Here is a 16006-nt window from a genome sequence, read left to right as displayed (position 1 = left end):
TCCGGTCGCCTCATTACGTCCCATTCGGTCCCCGGTGTCAGGTCGGGCGCATGGTCTTGGCGATGAGTGTACGCTGAATTTGCGAGGTTCCGCCACCGATGGTACTTTGCATCCCTTCGCGGAAATACCGTTCCATATCTGCGTCGGGCAACATCGAATGGCCGCCGAGGATCTGCATGCCGTTGCGCGTGACGGTTTGCAAGGTCTCTGAGGCGAAGAGTTTTGCCATCGAGACCTCGCGTGTGCAGGGCGTCTTGGCCGCAGCCAGACTGGCGGCGCGGTAGACCAGCAACCGCGCGGCATCGACCTGTGTTTGCATATCGGCCAACATGTGGCGGATCACCTGAAAGTCGAAGATCGGTTTGTCGAACTGGATCCTTTCATGCGCGTACCGCAGGGCATCGTCCACCGCTGTCTGGGCATTGCCGACATAGGCGGCGGCCACGGCCACCCGTTCCAACTCCAGATGGTCGGTGATAATTTTCCAGCCCTCGTTCTCGGTGCCCAGCAGGGCATCGGCAGGCAGTTTCGCATCATCGACGAAAATCTCGGTGGTGCCGGTCGCGCGCCGCGCTAGGGTCGGCAGCTTGCGGATGTCCAGACCCTCGGTGTCGTTGGGGATCAGGAATACAGACAGGCCCTTGTGTTTGGGCGCGTCGGGGTCGGTGCGGGTCAGCATGGCGAGGATCGCATTGTCGGCCTTCGCGCCCGAACACCAGAGTTTTTGCCCCTTGACCACCCAGCCGTCGCCATCGCGCCGCGCGCGGGTTTTGGTCGAGGCCGCGTCCGATCCGGCGCCGGGTTCGGAAATCGAAATCGAGAAGCGGATATCGCCATCGAGGAACGGTTGGATATAGCGCTCTTTTTGTTCGGGCGTGCCGAATTTCTCGATATTCATCGCGGTGAATGTGGCCACCATCAGACCGGTGGAGAAGTCGAAACCGTATTTCGCCAGCCCCTCGCACATCAAAGCGTAATCCATGATGTCGCCGCCAAGTCCGCCGCTTTCCTCGGAAAACAGGATGCCAAGCCAGCCCTGTTTGGCCACCTTTTCATAGGCCTCATAGGGGTATTCGCGCTCACGGTCGCATTTGCGGATATAGTCGCGGCCAATTTCTTCATCGATGAAACGTTCGACGGTGGCGCGCCACATTTCCTGTTCGGGTGTCAGAAAATTCATGCGTTCTCTCCTTTGCTTTCTTCGCGGGCGGCCTGAATTTTGGGTGGCTCGCCAGGATGGTCGAGGCGGGACTTGCGGATCAGCAGGCTGAACTGGCAGCGCAGGACCGTTTCGTCGCGCTGGTTGATGCCTTCCAGCTTGCTGGTCACGACGCCGTGATTTTCATCGTGATCCTTCAGGTCCGCGACCTCGACGCGGGCCCAGAGGGTGTCGCCAATAAAAGTAGGGCGCAAAAAACGCAGCTTGTCGCAGCCATAAAAGGCCGCGAGCACAGAACTGTCGAACGGGATCATTGCATTGACGATCGAGAACACGAGGCTGCCCTGAACAAGGCGCTGGCCATAAAGCGAACTCTTGGCGTGTTCGACATTGGAATGCAGCTCAAGCCAGTTTCCCGTGAGCATGCAAAAATTGACCACATCTGTTTCGGTCATCGTGCGCCCGATTGAAATACCGGTCTGACCTACGGATAACTCTCCGAATGGCTTGCGTATCATGTGTCGTGCTCCCGTTTTTCCGCCGCAGGCGCCAAGACGATCAAGGCATCGGCGGCAATCAATCCTTTGGTGTCGGCCCGAACCATCACAGGGTTGATTTCAATTTCCGAGATCAGATCGGCGTTTTCGGCGAAGAAAACAGATATGCGCGAAATCAGGTCCGCCAGAGCCGCACTGTCGGCGGGCTTTGCGCCGCGCAGACCTGCCAGCAACTTGGCGCCGGGCCCCGAATTTAACATCGCTTCGGCGGTTTGCGGCTCTGCGGGTGCGAGACGGATCTCTGCGGCGTCGATCAATTCCACCAAAATCCCGCCAGGACCGGCCAGAATGATCGGGCCAAAGGTGTCGTCGCGTTTGCAACCGATGATCCACTCGGCCACCGCATTGTTTTCCATAGCCTCGATCAACGGGGTGCCTCCGGGAATGCGGGCGGACATTTCGGCGGTGGCCTGTGCGGCCTCTTGCGGGGAAAGGCCCAACCGGACCAGCCCGTGGTCGGATTTATGCGGATAGTCGTCGTGACACAGCTTGGCGACACAGGGGCCTTCGGCGGGGTCGCGCGTTGGCACGGGCACGCCGATCCGTTGCAGCAGATCCTTCGCGTCCGCCTCGTGAACCACCCTGCGCCCGGCGCGCTGCCAGTGTTCAAGTGTCTCTCTGGGGGTCATGCCACTTCTCCTTTCATGGCCATAAGAGCCGATAGGCCCGATGCCGCCCGTGCAGGCGAATCGTAGACAGGAACGGCCCGATCGCGGAGCGAGTCGCCCGAGGCATCGCTGCGCGCGGCCCCGGTCCAAATGATCAAAACCGGCTTGTCGGTGGTCTCATAGGCCTCGGCCAAGGCCTCGATGAACTGTTGATCCGGCACAAATGTGATGATTGCGATGGCGATATCCACGCCCGGATCGGCGGCGACGGCCTCTAGGCAGCGGCCCACATAGGTGGGATTCGTCAAGACGACACCGGTCAGATCGACCGGATTCGAGACCGATCCGTAAAACGGCACATAGCGCGACAATGCGGTCTGCGTCGCCTCGGCCAGCACCGGCACCTCGAAGCCGGCGCTTTCGGCAAGGTCGGTCATTTCGACGCCAAGGCCGCCGGTGACGGAAATAATGCCGACGCGGTTGCCCGCAGGGCGACGTCCCGCCGCAAGGGCCGTCACCGCATCGACGGCGGCCACGGATTCGCGCGCGCGAATGACACCGGTTTCACGAAAGACCGCGCTGATGACACGGTCGTCACCAGCCATCGCGCCGGTATGGGATTGAACCGCGCGCGATCCGGCCCGGCTGCGCCCGCCCTTGACGGCCACGACGTGCTTACCCGCCTTTGTCAGTCGCTGGGCCGCTTCGGCAAAACGGCGCCCGTCGCGCAGCTCCTCGACATAGCACAGAACCACGCGGGTCTGTGGATCATTGCCCAGATAGTCTAGCAAATCCGCCGCCGTCAGATCCGTCTCGTTGCCGCTGGAGACGATGGCGTTAATACCAACGCCGCGATCGCCAAGCCGTAATGCCATAAGGCCCGCAAGCGCCCCGGATTGGGAAATCATCGCCACGGGACCGGGCCGAAGGCCGTTGAACATCGGGCTGAACGTCAGTTGCAGATCCGACGCTGGGCGCACCACGCCTTCGCAGTTCGGTCCGACCAGCCGAAAGGGGGCGTCCTGCATGATCCGGCGCAGACGTGCTTCGTTCTCATGCCCATCCTCTCCGGCTTCCGAAAATCCGGAGGTCACGCCGACAACCACTTTCACATCGAGCCGCGTGCAGACCTCTAGCGCGTCGAGCGCGACGCTGACCGGGGTCGCCAGAATGACCACATCGATCGGCTCTTCGATCTCTTCCAGTGTGCGCGCCGCCTTAAGCCCCTCGATCTCGCCGCCCGAAGGGTTCACCGGAATGATTTTGCCGCCATATCCGTTGCTCTTGAGCAAGGCCAGCACGGCCTGTCCCAACTTGCCCTTGGTGCGCGACGCCCCGACCACGGCGATGGTGCGGGGATCGAACAATCCGTCCAAGGCCTCCGTCACCGAAAGCCGGTTTGCGGCCGATTGATTCGTGTCTTGCTCCGCCATTTTTCCCTCCGTCAAGATAATTTTCTCCGTCACTCCCGACGATCTAACGACCGTTCGATTCTTCTCGCAATGGATTTTGCTTCTGAGCAAACTGGCGGTGCAGGGTCGGGCATTTCGGGCTTGACGAGCGTAAAATGAATATTGGGAGGCACTTGCGTGAGCACGAAAAACGGGCCGCTGAGCGACGTCAGGGTGATTGAAATGGGACATGTGATTGCCGCGCCGATGTGCGGTGCTTTGCTCTCTGATTTCGGCGCCGATGTGATCAAAATCGAACGCCCGGGGCAGGGCGATATGCTGCGGGTTCTGAGCGCGCGGGCCAAGGATGGCGTGGGCGTCTGGTGGAAAACCTTGGCCCGGAACAAGCGGTTGGTCGCGCTGGATTGGAAATCCGCGGAGGGGCGCGAGGTGTTGCGCCGGCTGGTTGAAAATGCGCAAATCCTGATCGAGAATTTTCGCCCCGGTGTGCTCGAACGGGCCGGTCTGGCGCCGGAGGTCTTGCACGAGTGGAACCCCGATCTGGTGATCGTGCGGATCTCGGGCTATGGCCAAACCGGTCCGCGCGCTTCCTGGCCGGGCTTTGGCCGCGCGGGCGAGGCAATGAGCGGGTTGGCCCATATGACCGGCTTTGCCGACAACGCGCCGATGCATCCCGGCTTTCCTGCGGCGGATTCAACTACCGGCCTCATGGCGGCTTATGGCGCGATGATGGCGCTGCATGCGGTGCAGAGCGGCAGCGCCCGCGGGCAGGTGGTGGATCTGGCTATCTTTGAGCCGCTGCTGCGCTTGATCGATTATCATGTGCCGACGCGCACCGGTGCGGGGCTGCCGGTTGATCGAAACGGGCTACAGGCCCCCAACTCCTATGCGCCGGCGGGGGTGTTCCGTGCCAAGGATGGCAAATGGATCACTATAAGCGCGGGAAGCGCTGCAACCGGCCGGCGGTTGCTTGAGGCGGCCGGCGGTGCGGAGTGGGCGGCGCAGCCACAGTTCCAGACATTAGAAGGCTTCACGAAGGACATGGATGAGATTGTCGAGCGGATAGGGGCGTTCATTGCACTGCATGACGCCCAGGATGCGATCGACATTTTTCAGGCTCACGATGCCGTGGCGGCGATGGTCTATGATGTGGATGACATTCTGGCCGATCCGCACATCGCTGCGCGCGGCGACATTGTGGGGGTGGAAGGCGACGACACCAAAGTCGTCGGTCCGGTGCCAAAGCTGGACAAGACGCCTGGGCGATTGCGCTGGCTTGGCCGCAGCGCATTGGGGGCCGACAGCCGCTCGGTTCTAGAAGAGTTCGGTTTCGACAGCGGGCAGATTGCCGCTTTGATCAACAAAGGCACGGTTGGTGCACCGGACTCCTGATCGGAGTTTGCGAGAAGTGAGGAGAAAAACATGACCTATCAAATGACGTCCGAGCAACAGGGAATTCGCGATGCGATCTTGCGGATTTGCGAAGAATTCGACGATGAATTCTGGCTCAATCGGGATCGCGAAGGCGGCTTCCCGCACGAGTTGCACCAAAAGCTGGCCCGCGATGGTTGGCTGGGAATTGCCATCCCCGAAGAATACGGCGGGGCCGGACTTGGGATCGTTGACGCCGCCATCATGATGCAGGCCATCGCGGAATCCGGTGGCGGCAACAGCGCGGCCTCGGCGGTGCATATGAACATCTTCGGCCTCAATCCGGTCGTCAAATTCGGCACCGACGACCAGAAGAAAAAGTATCTTCCGCCGCTGGTGGCTGGCGCGCAAAGGGCCTGTTTCGGGGTGACCGAACCGACCACCGGCCTCGATACGACCAAATTGAAAACCCGCGCCGTGCGCCAGGGTGACCGCTATGTTGTGCATGGGCAAAAGGTTTGGATTTCCACCGCTCAGGTCGCGGATAAGATCCTGCTTTTGGCGCGCACCACGCCGCTTGAAGAAGTCAAGAAACCGACCGAGGGTCTCAGCCTGTTTTACACCGATCTCGACCGGAGCTTTGTCACGGTGCGCGAGATCGAGAAGATGGGCCGCAAATGCGTCGATTCAAACGAGCTCTTTATCGACGGGCTGCCAATTCCGGCCGAGGATCTGATCGGCGAGGAAGGTCAGGGCTTTCGCCAGATCCTGCACGGGCTGAACCCGGAACGGGTGCTGATCGCTGCCGAAGCGGTGGGCATCGGGCGCAATGCGCTACGCCGTGCCGCCGATTACGCCAATGAACGTGTCGTCTTTGGCAGGCCGATCGGTCAGAACCAAGGCGTGCAGCATCCGTTGGCCACCTGCTGGGCCGAGTTGGAGGCCGCCAATCTTATGGCGATGAACGCAGGCGCGCTTTACGACGCCGGCAAGCCCTGCGGAAACGAGGCCAACGCGGGCAAATACCTCGCGGGCGAAGCGGCGGTCAAGGCGACGCAGACCGCACAGCTGACATTCGGCGGTTTTGGATATGCCAAGGAATACCATGTCGAACGCTTGGTGCGCGAAGCCATATTGTTCCGCATCGCGCCCGTGACACCGCAGCTCGTTCTGTCCTTCATCGCCGAGCACGCGCTTGGCCTGCCCAAATCCTATTAATCTAGTGCCCAAGGAGAATACCCATGCGAATTGACGGAATGGATGCCATTTTTGCCCCGCGTTCTGTTGCCGTGATCGGTGCCTCAAGCGATCCCAAACGTATCGGCGGACGGCCGGTGGATTTCCTCAAGCGTCACGGCTTCGCCGGTCCGATTTTTCCAATCAATCCCAAATCACCGGTGGTGCAGGGGCTGACGGCGTATCCGTCGATCTCCGAGGCGCCGGAAACGCCGGATCTGGCCGTGATTGCCTTGCCGGCGCCTTTGGCCGTCAAGGCGGTCGAGGATTGCGCGGCACGCGGTGTCGGGGGCGCGGTGATCTTCAGCTCCGGTTTTTCCGAGGTCGATAGCGCGGGCGCGGCGCTTCAGGCGCGGATGGTCGACATCGCGCGCGAGGGGGGCATGCGGTTGGTTGGGCCGAACTGCTTGGGCATCGCCAATGTGCGCCACAATCTTTACGCCACATTCACCCCGGGGGTTGAGACGCATTTGCCCCGGTCCGGCGATGTGTCGATTGTCAGCCAAAGCGGGGCCTTCGGGTCATACTGCATGACGCTGGTGCGGATGCGTGGCCTGGGGGTCAACATCTGGGCGACGACCGGCAATTCCTGTGACGTCGATTTTGCCGATGCCGTGGCCTATTGCGCTGAGGATGAAAATACCCGGGTGATCATGGGCTATCTTGAGGGGGCGACAGACCGTGACCGGTTGATCGAAGCGCTGGAACTGGCGCGGGCCAAATCCAAACCGGTGGTGATGATGAAAGTGGGGCGCAGCGCGGTGGGTGCCGAGGCGGCGCAATCGCACACCGCCTCCTTGGCGGGATCCGATGCCATCTATGATGCGGTTTTCCGTCAATACGGCGTTTACCGTGCCCGATCGGTCGATGAGATGTTCGATGTGACCTATGCCTGTTCCGGGAGCAGTTCGTTGATGAATGGCGACCGGCTTGGCCTCGTCACTGTGTCGGGCGGTGTCGGGGTGTTGATGGCCGATGAGGCCGAGGAATACGGTCTCGAGGTGCCGGCTCTGCCCGATCATGCGCAAAAAAAGCTGAAAGAGGTGTTGCCCTTTGCCGGTGTGCGCAATCCGGTGGATGTGACGGCGCAACTGGTGAACCAGATCGATTTGTTGGAAACCAACATGGATGTGTTGTTTGGGGATGGCGATATCGACGGTGCCATTATCTTCATGTCCACGGTCGGGCTGGTCTCCGACCTCAATGAGGCCATCCGCAGCGGGCTTGAGCGGAGCCGCGAGAAATATCCTGGCCGGCCAATGTTGTTCTGTTCGCTGACAGAGCCGGAGGGACGGGCGGCGTATGAACGGTCGGGTTTCATCGTGTTCGAGGAAGCAACCCGCGCGGTGCGCGCCATGGCGGCGCTGCGGTATTTTGCTCGGTCGTTCCAGCGCCTGCGCGAATCCGATCCCGTGCCGGATCTGCCCAAGCTCTCGCCCTTGCCTGATGGAATGGTCAACGAGATCAAAGCCAAGGCTTTGCTGGCAGAAGCGGGCATCGGAATCGTGCGCGAAACCCTTGCCGAAACCCCCGACGCCGCAGCGGCGGCCGCTGACGAAATGGGCTATCCGGTTGTCTTGAAAATCGCATCGCCCGATATCTTGCACAAATCCGATATTGGTGGTGTGGCGTTGAACCTGCGTTCGGCTGAAGAGGTCCGCTCCGCAGGCGCGCGGATACTAAAACTGGCGTCCGAAAAGGTGCCTGATGCGCGGATCGAGGGATTGGTTGTGGCCGAGCAGGCGGCGCCGGGTCTTGAGGCAATTCTGGGCGTGGCCCAGGATCCGGTCTTTGGTCCGGTCGTGATGTTCGGCCTCGGCGGGGTGTTGGTCGAGGCACTTGAAGATGTGTCTTTTCGGGTCGCGCCTTTCGGTCCTGCCGAGGCCCGTCGCATGATCGACGAGATCCGCGCACGCAAGCTGCTTGATGATTTTCGCGGGGTGCCCAAACGCGATATCGATGCCTTGGCAGAGGCCTTGGCGCGCCTGTCAGCTTACGCGGCACATCATGGCGCGGCGTTGGAATCCATCGACGTGAACCCTCTGATCGTCGGGGCGCAGGGGCAGGGCGCGGTGGCCGCCGACGCCGTGATCATCCCGGCTGGCCCCGAGGCTCCTTAGGGGCAGCTGACCACTCGAAAAACGCAGCAACGTCTTGCCGGCGGCATTCGGCAAGACTCGAAATCATTGACAGGGATTGCGCGCCTCGCCATTATTTTTGGAATGGCATTCATATAATCGCACGGGAGGAGTGGGAATTATGGAGGAGTTACGTCAATCAACAAGTTGCGCGAACGACAATCACATCGTGAAGTCGGTTGCACGCACTTGCGAGACTTTGGTTTTCTTCGACGAAATGCGCAGGCCGCTAACCGTGGTCGAGATTTCCAAAAAGCTGGGCTACCCGCAGTCGAGCACGTCGGCTTTATTGAAGAGCTTGGTGAAACTCGGCTTTCTGGCGCATGACGCCAAGCGCAAAAGCTACTTTCCAACAGAGCAGGTGCCGCTTCTGGGATCATGGATGAACCCGGACCTATTTGGCGAGGGCACGATCCAAAAACTGCTTAAGGCCATTTCTGTGCGCACGAAAAACACGGTGATCCTGGCAACCAAGAACGGCGACGAGGCACAATATGTTCAGGTCATTCGGCCAAAGAAGTCGCCGATCCATCACATATCGCTCGGCACCCGCCGTCCTCTGGGGAACTCCGGCGTCGGCCGTGTTCTGATGAGCCGTTTCAATGAGGACGAGATCTGCCGCATGCTCCGCAAAATAAACGCCTATCGCGCGCCGGATACCCCTGCCGTGGACATCAAGGCCTTCCTCGCCTCGATGGAGGAGACCCGCGCCAAAGGCTATTACCGTTCAACGGACCAAGTCGTGAAAGGGGCTGGGCTGATCTCGATGCCCTTCCCGAACCATCTGGATTCGCGGCTGTTTGCGGTCGGCGTGGCCGCCCCCACGGAGACCATCCTGCGGGCGGAGGCGGAGATCGTCAAAATCATGCGAGAGGAAATCCTGACCCATCTGGGCAAGCGGATGCCTCGGCCCGAACAAAAATGCGCCGTTCAGATGAGTTTTTGAACGCCGGGATCTGGCGGTTGGCGCGGCAAAAAGGGGCAAATCTTGAACCGCATGTTCACAGAAACTGGGAGATGAGAACCTTTCTCGAGGCCGCAAAAATGTGGTTCGGGTGATCATTTCGCCAAGCGTTGACTTGTCACAATCGTCAAGGTTTCCGACATGCCACCGGTATCAATATAGGGCAGAAGGGTTTCCGTGGCGCTTGAAAGGCACCAGCCGCAGGGATCAGGGTGACCGCGATAATAGGTGAGGGGCGTCTATTCGAGACGCCAAAGATACCCGCCTGCGGTCCCCATCGACATGACATCGTCAAGGCACAGGTTTTTAAATCGCGGCGTTTCTCTGGATCGTTCGGGTTTGGTTTGGCAACGCGAAACCGCTTACATCGAGAAGGATGTGCCGCATCCGCAGGCGCTGCTGGCGTTGGGGTTGTCGATGACAAATCGCGCCCCGATCAATTCCTCGGTGAAATCAATTGTGGCACCGGCCAGAAAGGGCAGGGAGACCGGATCAACCAAGACCTGTTGGCCGCTACCTTCCAAGATCAAATCATCCCCTGCGGGGGCGTCTAATTTGATCTCATATTGAAAACCGGAGCAGCCGCCGCCTTCGACCGCCACACGCAGGGCTTGACCTTGATCCGCAGCGCCAATTTCAGCCAAACGGGCATAGGCGCGCTCTGTGACTTTTGGGGGCAGGTTCATCGTGGCATCTCCGTTGGGCGCGCGGCAGCGCCGATATGCAGGATTTTCGCGCGAAAAGAAACGTTTAGGCGTCGCTGTTCGCGTTTGTTCCGGTTTTTCGATCCGCGCCGCTCGTCTATAAGCAGTCGTAACAGTGCCAATATAGGGTGCGTCACCGCTGCCGACAAGGAAACTGATCCCGTGCCCCACGATCCTGTGAGCTATCAGCCGACGCCGCGCGCCGTTTTCGCCTCTGATCCGGGGGCGACACGCGGGCGCTTGTTCGCCGAGGAAGAAAGCGTGTTCCGCTCGCCGTTCCAACGCGACCGCGACCGGATCATCCACGCCAGCGCATTTCGCCGACTGAAGCACAAAACCCAGGTGTTTATCGAGCATGAGGGGGACTATTTTCGTACGCGTTTGACCCATTCGATTGAGGTGGCGCAGGTGGCGCGGACGATTTCCGGCGCTTTGGGATTGAATCCTGAACTGACCGAGGCCGTCGCATTGGCACATGATTTGGGTCATACGCCTTTTGGTCACACCGGCGAGGATGCTTTGGCGGCGCTGATGCAGCCCTACGGCGGATTTGATCACAATGCGCAGGCGATCCGCATCGTCACCTCTCTGGAACGGCACTATGCGGAATGGGACGGGTTGAATCTGACGTGGGAAACCTTAGAGGGCATTGCCAAACATAATGGTCCGGTGACCGGCGATATTCCTTGGGCTTTGGCCGAATATGACAAACGCCATGATCTGGAGTTGCACACCCATGCCAGTGCCGAAGCGCAGGTTGCGGCCTTGGCCGATGATGTTGCCTACAATAACCATGATCTGCATGACGGATTGCGGGCGGAACTGTTCTCCACCGATGAGCTGGCCGAATTGCCAATCGTGAACGGCTGTTTCGCCGAAGTGGACCGGATTTATCCGGGCCTGAATTACTATCGCCGCCGCCATGAAGCCTTGCGCCGGTTTTTCGGGATTTTGGTCGAAGATGTGATTGACGTCAGCCGCGCGCGATTGGCCGAAGCCGCGCCGCAATCGGCCGAAGATGTGCGCCATGCGGGTCGAATGATGGTGCAGTTTTCCCCCGATCTTTGGACGCAGCTTAAAGTCATTCGGCAGTTTTTGTTCGAACGGATGTATCGCGCCCCCGATGTGGTGGCGATGCGCAAAAAAGTGACCCGCGTGGTCAATGAATTATTCCCGCTGTTTCTGGAAGAACCGGAGTTGTTGCCCAAGCAATGGCGCAAAGACGTGGCCGAAGCGCAGGGTGAGGTCGCCTTGGCGCGGATCGTGTGTGACTATATCGCCGGCATGACCGACCGTTTCGCCATTCAAGAACACGAGCGGCTCTTGGGCGGGGTGCTCTAAAAATTGAACGGCGGTCTCTGGCGGCATGTTTTGCATAACGGGGAAAAGGTGTTCAACAGAGCGGCATTTGCGCCGCTGTCCCGCGCGTCTGGCGGCTTGGCCAAGCTGACAACTGCGGCTGCTGTGCAAAGACCGGCATATTTGAGCCCAGTATATTATGTGGGGGATGCGCCGGCTTGTCGTGCTTGGGCGCTGCGCGGCGGTTTTGCGGCGGCGGACATTGACGGCACCGCTGCCCGTGCTAAACCGCATGCTAAGCCAGAAGGACGCCGCCATGAACCTCTTTACCCAAATTCGCACCCTTGTGATTGAAACGCTCAACGCGATGCAAGCCGAGGGCGCGTTGCCCGAGGGGCTTGATTTCGCCAATGTCGCGGTCGAACCGCCGCGCGATCCGTTGCATGGGGATATGGCGACCAATGCGGCCATGGTTCTGGCCAAGCCGGCAAAGATGAAACCGCGCGATATTGCCGATGCTCTGGCGACCCGTTTGGGCAATGATCCGCGTGTTGTTTCCGCCGAGGTGGCGGGGCCGGGGTTCTTGAACCTGCGGCTTGATGCGGACCTGTGGCACGGGGTTCTTCGCACCGCTTTGAAACAGGGCACGGCATATGGCCGGTCCGATATGGGGCAAAACAAACGCGTGAATGTCGAATATGTCTCGGCCAACCCCACCGGCCCGATGCATGTGGGTCACACACGCGGCGCGGTGTTTGGCGATGCTTTGGCCTCGCTGCTTGATTACGTCGGATATGACGTCACCCGCGAATATTACATCAATGATGGCGGCGCGCAGGTCGATGTTTTGGCGCGTTCGGTTTATCTGCGCTACCTTGAGGCCCACGGCCAAGAGGTTGCCTTTCCCGAAGGCACATATCCGGGCGAATATCTTGTCGAGGTGGGCGCGGCGCTTAAGGACAAAGTTGGCGGTGCCTATGTCGATCAGCCCGAAGAGGTCTGGTTGCAAGAGGTGCGGGTGTATTCCACCGATGCGATGATGGATCTCATTCGCGGCGACCTCAAGGCGCTTGGCGTCGAGATGGATGTGTTCTACTCTGAAAAATCGCTTTATGGCACCGGCCGGATTGAGGCGGCGTTAAAGGCGCTCGACGCCAAAGGTTTGATTTATCGCGGCACGTTGGAGCCCCCCAAGGGCAAGCTGCCCGAAGATTGGGAGCCGCGTGAGCAGACCTTGTTCAAATCCACCGACTATGGCGATGACGTCGATCGTCCGGTGCAAAAATCCGATGGCGGCTGGACCTACTTTGCGCCTGATATTGCCTATCACTTCGACAAGATTGAGCGCGGGTTCGATATGCTCATCGATGTGTTTGGCGCCGATCACGGCGGTTATGTCAAACGGATGAAGGCGGCGGTGGCGGCTTTGTCGGACAATCGCGTGCCGCTTGATGTCAAGCTGACGCAATTGGTGAAGCTCTACAAAAACGGCGAACCGTTCAAAATGTCAAAACGGGCAGGGACCTTTGTCACCCTGCGCGACGTGGTGGATCAAGTGGGCCGCGATGTGACGCGGTTTCATATGTTGACGCGCAAAAACGATGCGCCCTTGGATTTTGATTTCGACAAGGTGATGGAGCAATCCAAAGACAACCCTGTGTTCTATGTGAACTATGCCAATGCGCGGGTGCATTCGGTTCTGCGCAAGGCCGCCGAGGCGGGCATGACATTTACCGATGCTGATTTGGCGGCGGCGGACTTGTCCGGTGTCACCCATGAGGCAGAGCTGACATTGGCCAAGAAGATCGCCGAATGGCCGCGTTTGGTGGAAATCGCCGGCCGCACCAACGAGCCGCACCGCATCGCCTTTTATCTTTATGAGCTTGCGTCGGATTTCCATGCGCTGTGGAACCGTGGCAATGACACGCCAGAGCTGCGGTTCTTGCAAGAGGGAAACACGGATGCCACATCGGCAAAAATTGCCCTCGCAAAGGCCACAAGCGTTGTTATTTCCGCAGGTCTTGGTATTCTGGGCGTAACTCCGGCGAAAGAGATGCGATAAAAGCGCGCCTTCGCCGGTGTCGAGCAGGCATTAGATAAGCACCGGCGGCAACGTATCGCACGGGCAGTGAGGCGAAGAAATGGCGGATATCCGTGTGACGGGCGCAGCGCGTGCGCCCAAACAGGCAACGACTTTCGATCCATCCCAACATCCGGCCTATGCGCGTTCGGCGCCTGCCGCATCGCGCGGTTATGGTTCAAATGCGCAACATGCGCAGGGGCAGGGGCACCCCGAAGAGGTTGAGCCGGCGGCGGCATATGTGCCCGCGGCGCAGGCCGCCCAGACCTATGCAGAGCCACAGTATGATGCGGTGCAACAGGCTTCTGCCCATGCGCCGCAGGTCTCACAAGCGTCCGAAACCCCACAGGCTTTGCGCGTGACCGCAGGCTATTTCGCACCGCAACCGGAGATCGCAGCGCAGAGTCATGCGGCGGATGATGCGGCGCAGTCCCAATATGCAGCGCAGACCCAATATGCCGGCCAAGGCGCCCAACCTGCGGAGCACGCTCCGCAGAGCGCCGCGCCGACGATGGCCGCCGCTTTGATGTCTTCGGCCCGGATGCCAAGCGCCGCAGGGGCGCAGCGTATGGCCAACCTCGCGGGCGCGGTGGTGTCATTGGCTTTGGTGGTCGGGCTTGGTGTCTGGGGTTATAAACTTTTGGCGCGCGATGTGTCCGGCGTGCCGGTGATCCGCGCCGCCGCAGGGCCGATGCGCGTCGCCCCCGAAACCCCCGGCGGAAGACCCGCAGATTATCAAGGGTTTTCGGTCAATCAGGTTGCTGCGGAAGGGGCCGCTGCGAAGCCGGCAGACCGGCTTGTGTTGGCCCCTAAACCGGTGGATTTGACCGCCGAAGACACGCCTGCCGTGGCAGGGGCTGTTCCGGCTGCACCACAGGCACCACAGGCGGCGCAGGTCGACATTTCGGCTGGCGGTGCCGCTTTGCCGCAAGGCAAATTGGCCGATATTCAAGCTCTGGCCGCGCAATTGGCCGCAGGGTCTACGCCGATGGATGAAACCGCGCCGATCAAGGCCTCGGCTTCTGTTGTCGCACCCATTGTTGCCGTGGCCCCGCCGGCAAAGGTCGTAACCCCCGCGCCGAAAAGCGGTTTGGCCCGCAGCTTGCGCCCACGCTTGCGGCCCGCCGGGTTGCAAAAGGCCTCGGCCAGTGGACCGGTTGAGGCGGCGCTCAAATCCGCCGCCCGCGCCGGAGAGATCGACGCCGCCAGCCTTCCGGTTGGCACCCGTTTGGCGCAGCTTGGCACATTTGATACCGCCGATGGTGCACGGGCCGGATGGCATAAACTGGATGCGCGGTTCGGGGATCTGCTTGAGGGTAAATCTCTGGTCGTGCAACAAGCCACAAGCGGTGGGCGGGTTTTCTACCGGCTGCGCGCCCATGGATTTGACGACATCAACGAGGCCCGCCGCTTCTGCGCTGCATTTGTGTCCGAAGGGGTCGAATGTTTCCCCGTGGCGACGCGATGAGTGCTTTCGGCGCGACGATTTTCGGCCTTTCCGGCCTGCGTCTGACAGAGTCCGAGAAGGCCTTTTTCAAATCGGCGAACCCTTTTGGCTTTATCCTTTTTGCACGCAATATCGACACTGCGGAACAAGTGCGCGCGCTGTGCGCTGAGCTGCGCGATTGTGTGGGCCGTGAGGCGATGATCACCATTGATCAGGAGGGTGGCCGTGTGCAGCGCCTGCGCCCGCCGTTGGCCTCTGATTGGCAACCGCCGCTTGAGCATATTGGTGCCGCTGGGGCCGAGGCCGCGCCGCGCGCGATGTATTTGCGATATGCAATCATCGCTGCCGAATTGCGCAGCCTCGGCATCGACAGCAATTGCGCCCCGATGGTCGATGTGGCCGACGACGGCACCCATCCGTTTCTTAAAAACCGCTGCTATGGCTTTGATGCACAAAGCGTTTCCAAGATCGGTGCTGCGGTAGCACAGGCGCATTTGGATGGTGGCGTCTTGCCGATTGTGAAACATATTCCCGGCCACGGGCGGGCGCGCGCCGACAGCCATCTGGAATTGCCGGTGGTGTCAGAGCCGGCCGAGATCCTGCACGAGGTGGATTTTGCACCTTTCAAAGCCCTGAACCATTTGCCGTTGGGGATGACCGCGCATTTGGTGTATTCGGCGATCGATCCGATGCCCGCGACGCTTTCGCCGCGTATGATGCAGGTGATCCGCACCGAGATCGGGTTTGGCGGCTTGCTCATGACCGACGATATTTCGATGAAGGCGCTCAGTGGTCCTTTGGGGGGATTGTCGCGTAGCGCGCTTGCGGCGGGATGCGACGTGATTTTGCATTGCAATGGCGCGATGAGCGAAATGCGCGAGGTGGCCGAGGCGGCAGGCCGTATGACAGCCACGGCGCAGAAGCGCGCCGACGCGGCCATGGCCCTGCGCAAAACCCCGGATCCTGTTGACATTTCGGCCCTCAACGCCCAGCTTGAAGCGCTTATTGGTGGGCGTTTACACGGCTGAGGG

13 protein-coding genes are annotated in these 16006 nt (G+C 60.3%); 8 read left to right on the top strand and 5 right to left on the bottom strand.

The window, feature by feature from the left end:
• Nucleotides 1-37: 37 nt before the first annotated feature.
• Genes DI396_RS05425 through DI396_RS05410 form a run of 4 tightly spaced genes read right to left on the bottom strand, consistent with a single transcriptional unit; the run spans nt 38 to nt 3757 of the window.
• The gene (locus tag DI396_RS05425) at nt 38-1180 is read right to left on the bottom strand and encodes an acyl-CoA dehydrogenase family protein (protein ID WP_110795155.1); all 1143 of its coding nucleotides are present in this window, start codon (nt 1178-1180) and stop codon (nt 38-40) included.
• Nucleotides 1177-1677 carry a MaoC/PaaZ C-terminal domain-containing protein gene (locus tag DI396_RS05420; protein ID WP_235851757.1) on the bottom strand — a complete coding sequence of 167 codons (501 nt, stop codon included), beginning with the start codon at nt 1675-1677 and terminating at the stop codon, nt 1177-1179. Before DI396_RS05420 ends, DI396_RS05425 begins: the two co-directional genes overlap by 4 nt.
• Complete coding sequence (locus DI396_RS05415) at nt 1674-2345, bottom strand: acetate--CoA ligase family protein (RefSeq protein WP_110795153.1); 672 nt, start codon at nt 2343-2345, stop codon at nt 1674-1676. Before DI396_RS05415 ends, DI396_RS05420 begins: the two co-directional genes overlap by 4 nt.
• Complete coding sequence (locus tag DI396_RS05410) at nt 2342-3757, bottom strand: acetate--CoA ligase family protein (protein ID WP_235851756.1); 1416 nt, start codon at nt 3755-3757, stop codon at nt 2342-2344. Before DI396_RS05410 ends, DI396_RS05415 begins: the two co-directional genes overlap by 4 nt.
• Nucleotides 3758-3913: 156 nt before the next feature.
• Here DI396_RS05410 and DI396_RS05405 point away from each other — a divergent pair, with 156 nt between their 5' ends.
• The 4 genes from DI396_RS05405 (at nt 3914) to DI396_RS05390 (ending at nt 9427) form a co-directional block, all read left to right on the top strand.
• Complete coding sequence (locus DI396_RS05405; RefSeq protein WP_110795152.1) at nt 3914-5128, top strand: CaiB/BaiF CoA transferase family protein; 1215 nt, start codon at nt 3914-3916, stop codon at nt 5126-5128.
• A 30-nt stretch (nt 5129-5158) separates the two neighbouring features.
• Nucleotides 5159-6325 (top strand): acyl-CoA dehydrogenase family protein, encoded by a 1167-nt coding sequence (locus tag DI396_RS05400; RefSeq protein WP_110795151.1) that lies wholly within the window; start codon nt 5159-5161, stop codon nt 6323-6325.
• Nucleotides 6326-6348: 23 nt separating this feature from the next.
• Entirely contained in the window at nt 6349-8463 is a 2115-nt protein-coding gene (locus tag DI396_RS05395) for an acetate--CoA ligase family protein (protein ID WP_235851755.1), read from the top strand.
• Between the two features lie 139 nt (nt 8464-8602).
• On the top strand, nt 8603-9427 hold the full coding sequence (locus DI396_RS05390) for an IclR family transcriptional regulator (RefSeq protein ID WP_110795149.1): 825 nt from the start codon (nt 8603-8605) through the stop codon (nt 9425-9427).
• A 380-nt stretch (nt 9428-9807) separates the two neighbouring features.
• Here the strand turns inward: DI396_RS05390 and DI396_RS05385 are convergent, their stop codons facing one another.
• Complete coding sequence (locus DI396_RS05385) at nt 9808-10131, bottom strand: HesB/IscA family protein (protein WP_110795148.1); 324 nt, start codon at nt 10129-10131, stop codon at nt 9808-9810.
• Between the two features lie 180 nt (nt 10132-10311).
• Between DI396_RS05385 and DI396_RS05380 the strand changes: the two genes are divergently transcribed.
• The 4 genes from DI396_RS05380 to nagZ all read left to right on the top strand — a co-directional run bounded on the left by DI396_RS05380 (nt 10312) and on the right by nagZ (nt 16003).
• Complete coding sequence (locus tag DI396_RS05380) at nt 10312-11490, top strand: deoxyguanosinetriphosphate triphosphohydrolase (RefSeq protein WP_110795147.1); 1179 nt, start codon at nt 10312-10314, stop codon at nt 11488-11490.
• Between the two features lie 274 nt (nt 11491-11764).
• Complete coding sequence (argS, locus tag DI396_RS05375) at nt 11765-13510, top strand: arginine--tRNA ligase (protein ID WP_110795384.1); 1746 nt, start codon at nt 11765-11767, stop codon at nt 13508-13510.
• Between the two features lie 79 nt (nt 13511-13589).
• On the top strand, nt 13590-14996 hold the full coding sequence (locus DI396_RS05370) for an SPOR domain-containing protein (protein ID WP_235851754.1): 1407 nt from the start codon (nt 13590-13592) through the stop codon (nt 14994-14996).
• Nucleotides 14972-16003 (top strand): beta-N-acetylhexosaminidase, encoded by a 1032-nt coding sequence (nagZ, locus tag DI396_RS05365; RefSeq protein ID WP_235851753.1) that lies wholly within the window; start codon nt 14972-14974, stop codon nt 16001-16003. The genes DI396_RS05370 and nagZ overlap by 25 nt, the downstream gene beginning before the upstream one ends.
• The last annotated feature ends 3 nt before the right edge of the window (nt 16004-16006 follow it).

The organism is Litorivita pollutaquae (genome assembly GCF_003205515.1).
Taxonomy (GTDB): domain Bacteria; phylum Pseudomonadota; class Alphaproteobacteria; order Rhodobacterales; family Rhodobacteraceae; genus Litorivita; species Litorivita pollutaquae.
The sequence above is the reverse complement of the archived record's forward strand: the minus strand, read 5'-3'. Positions and strand labels throughout refer to the sequence as shown.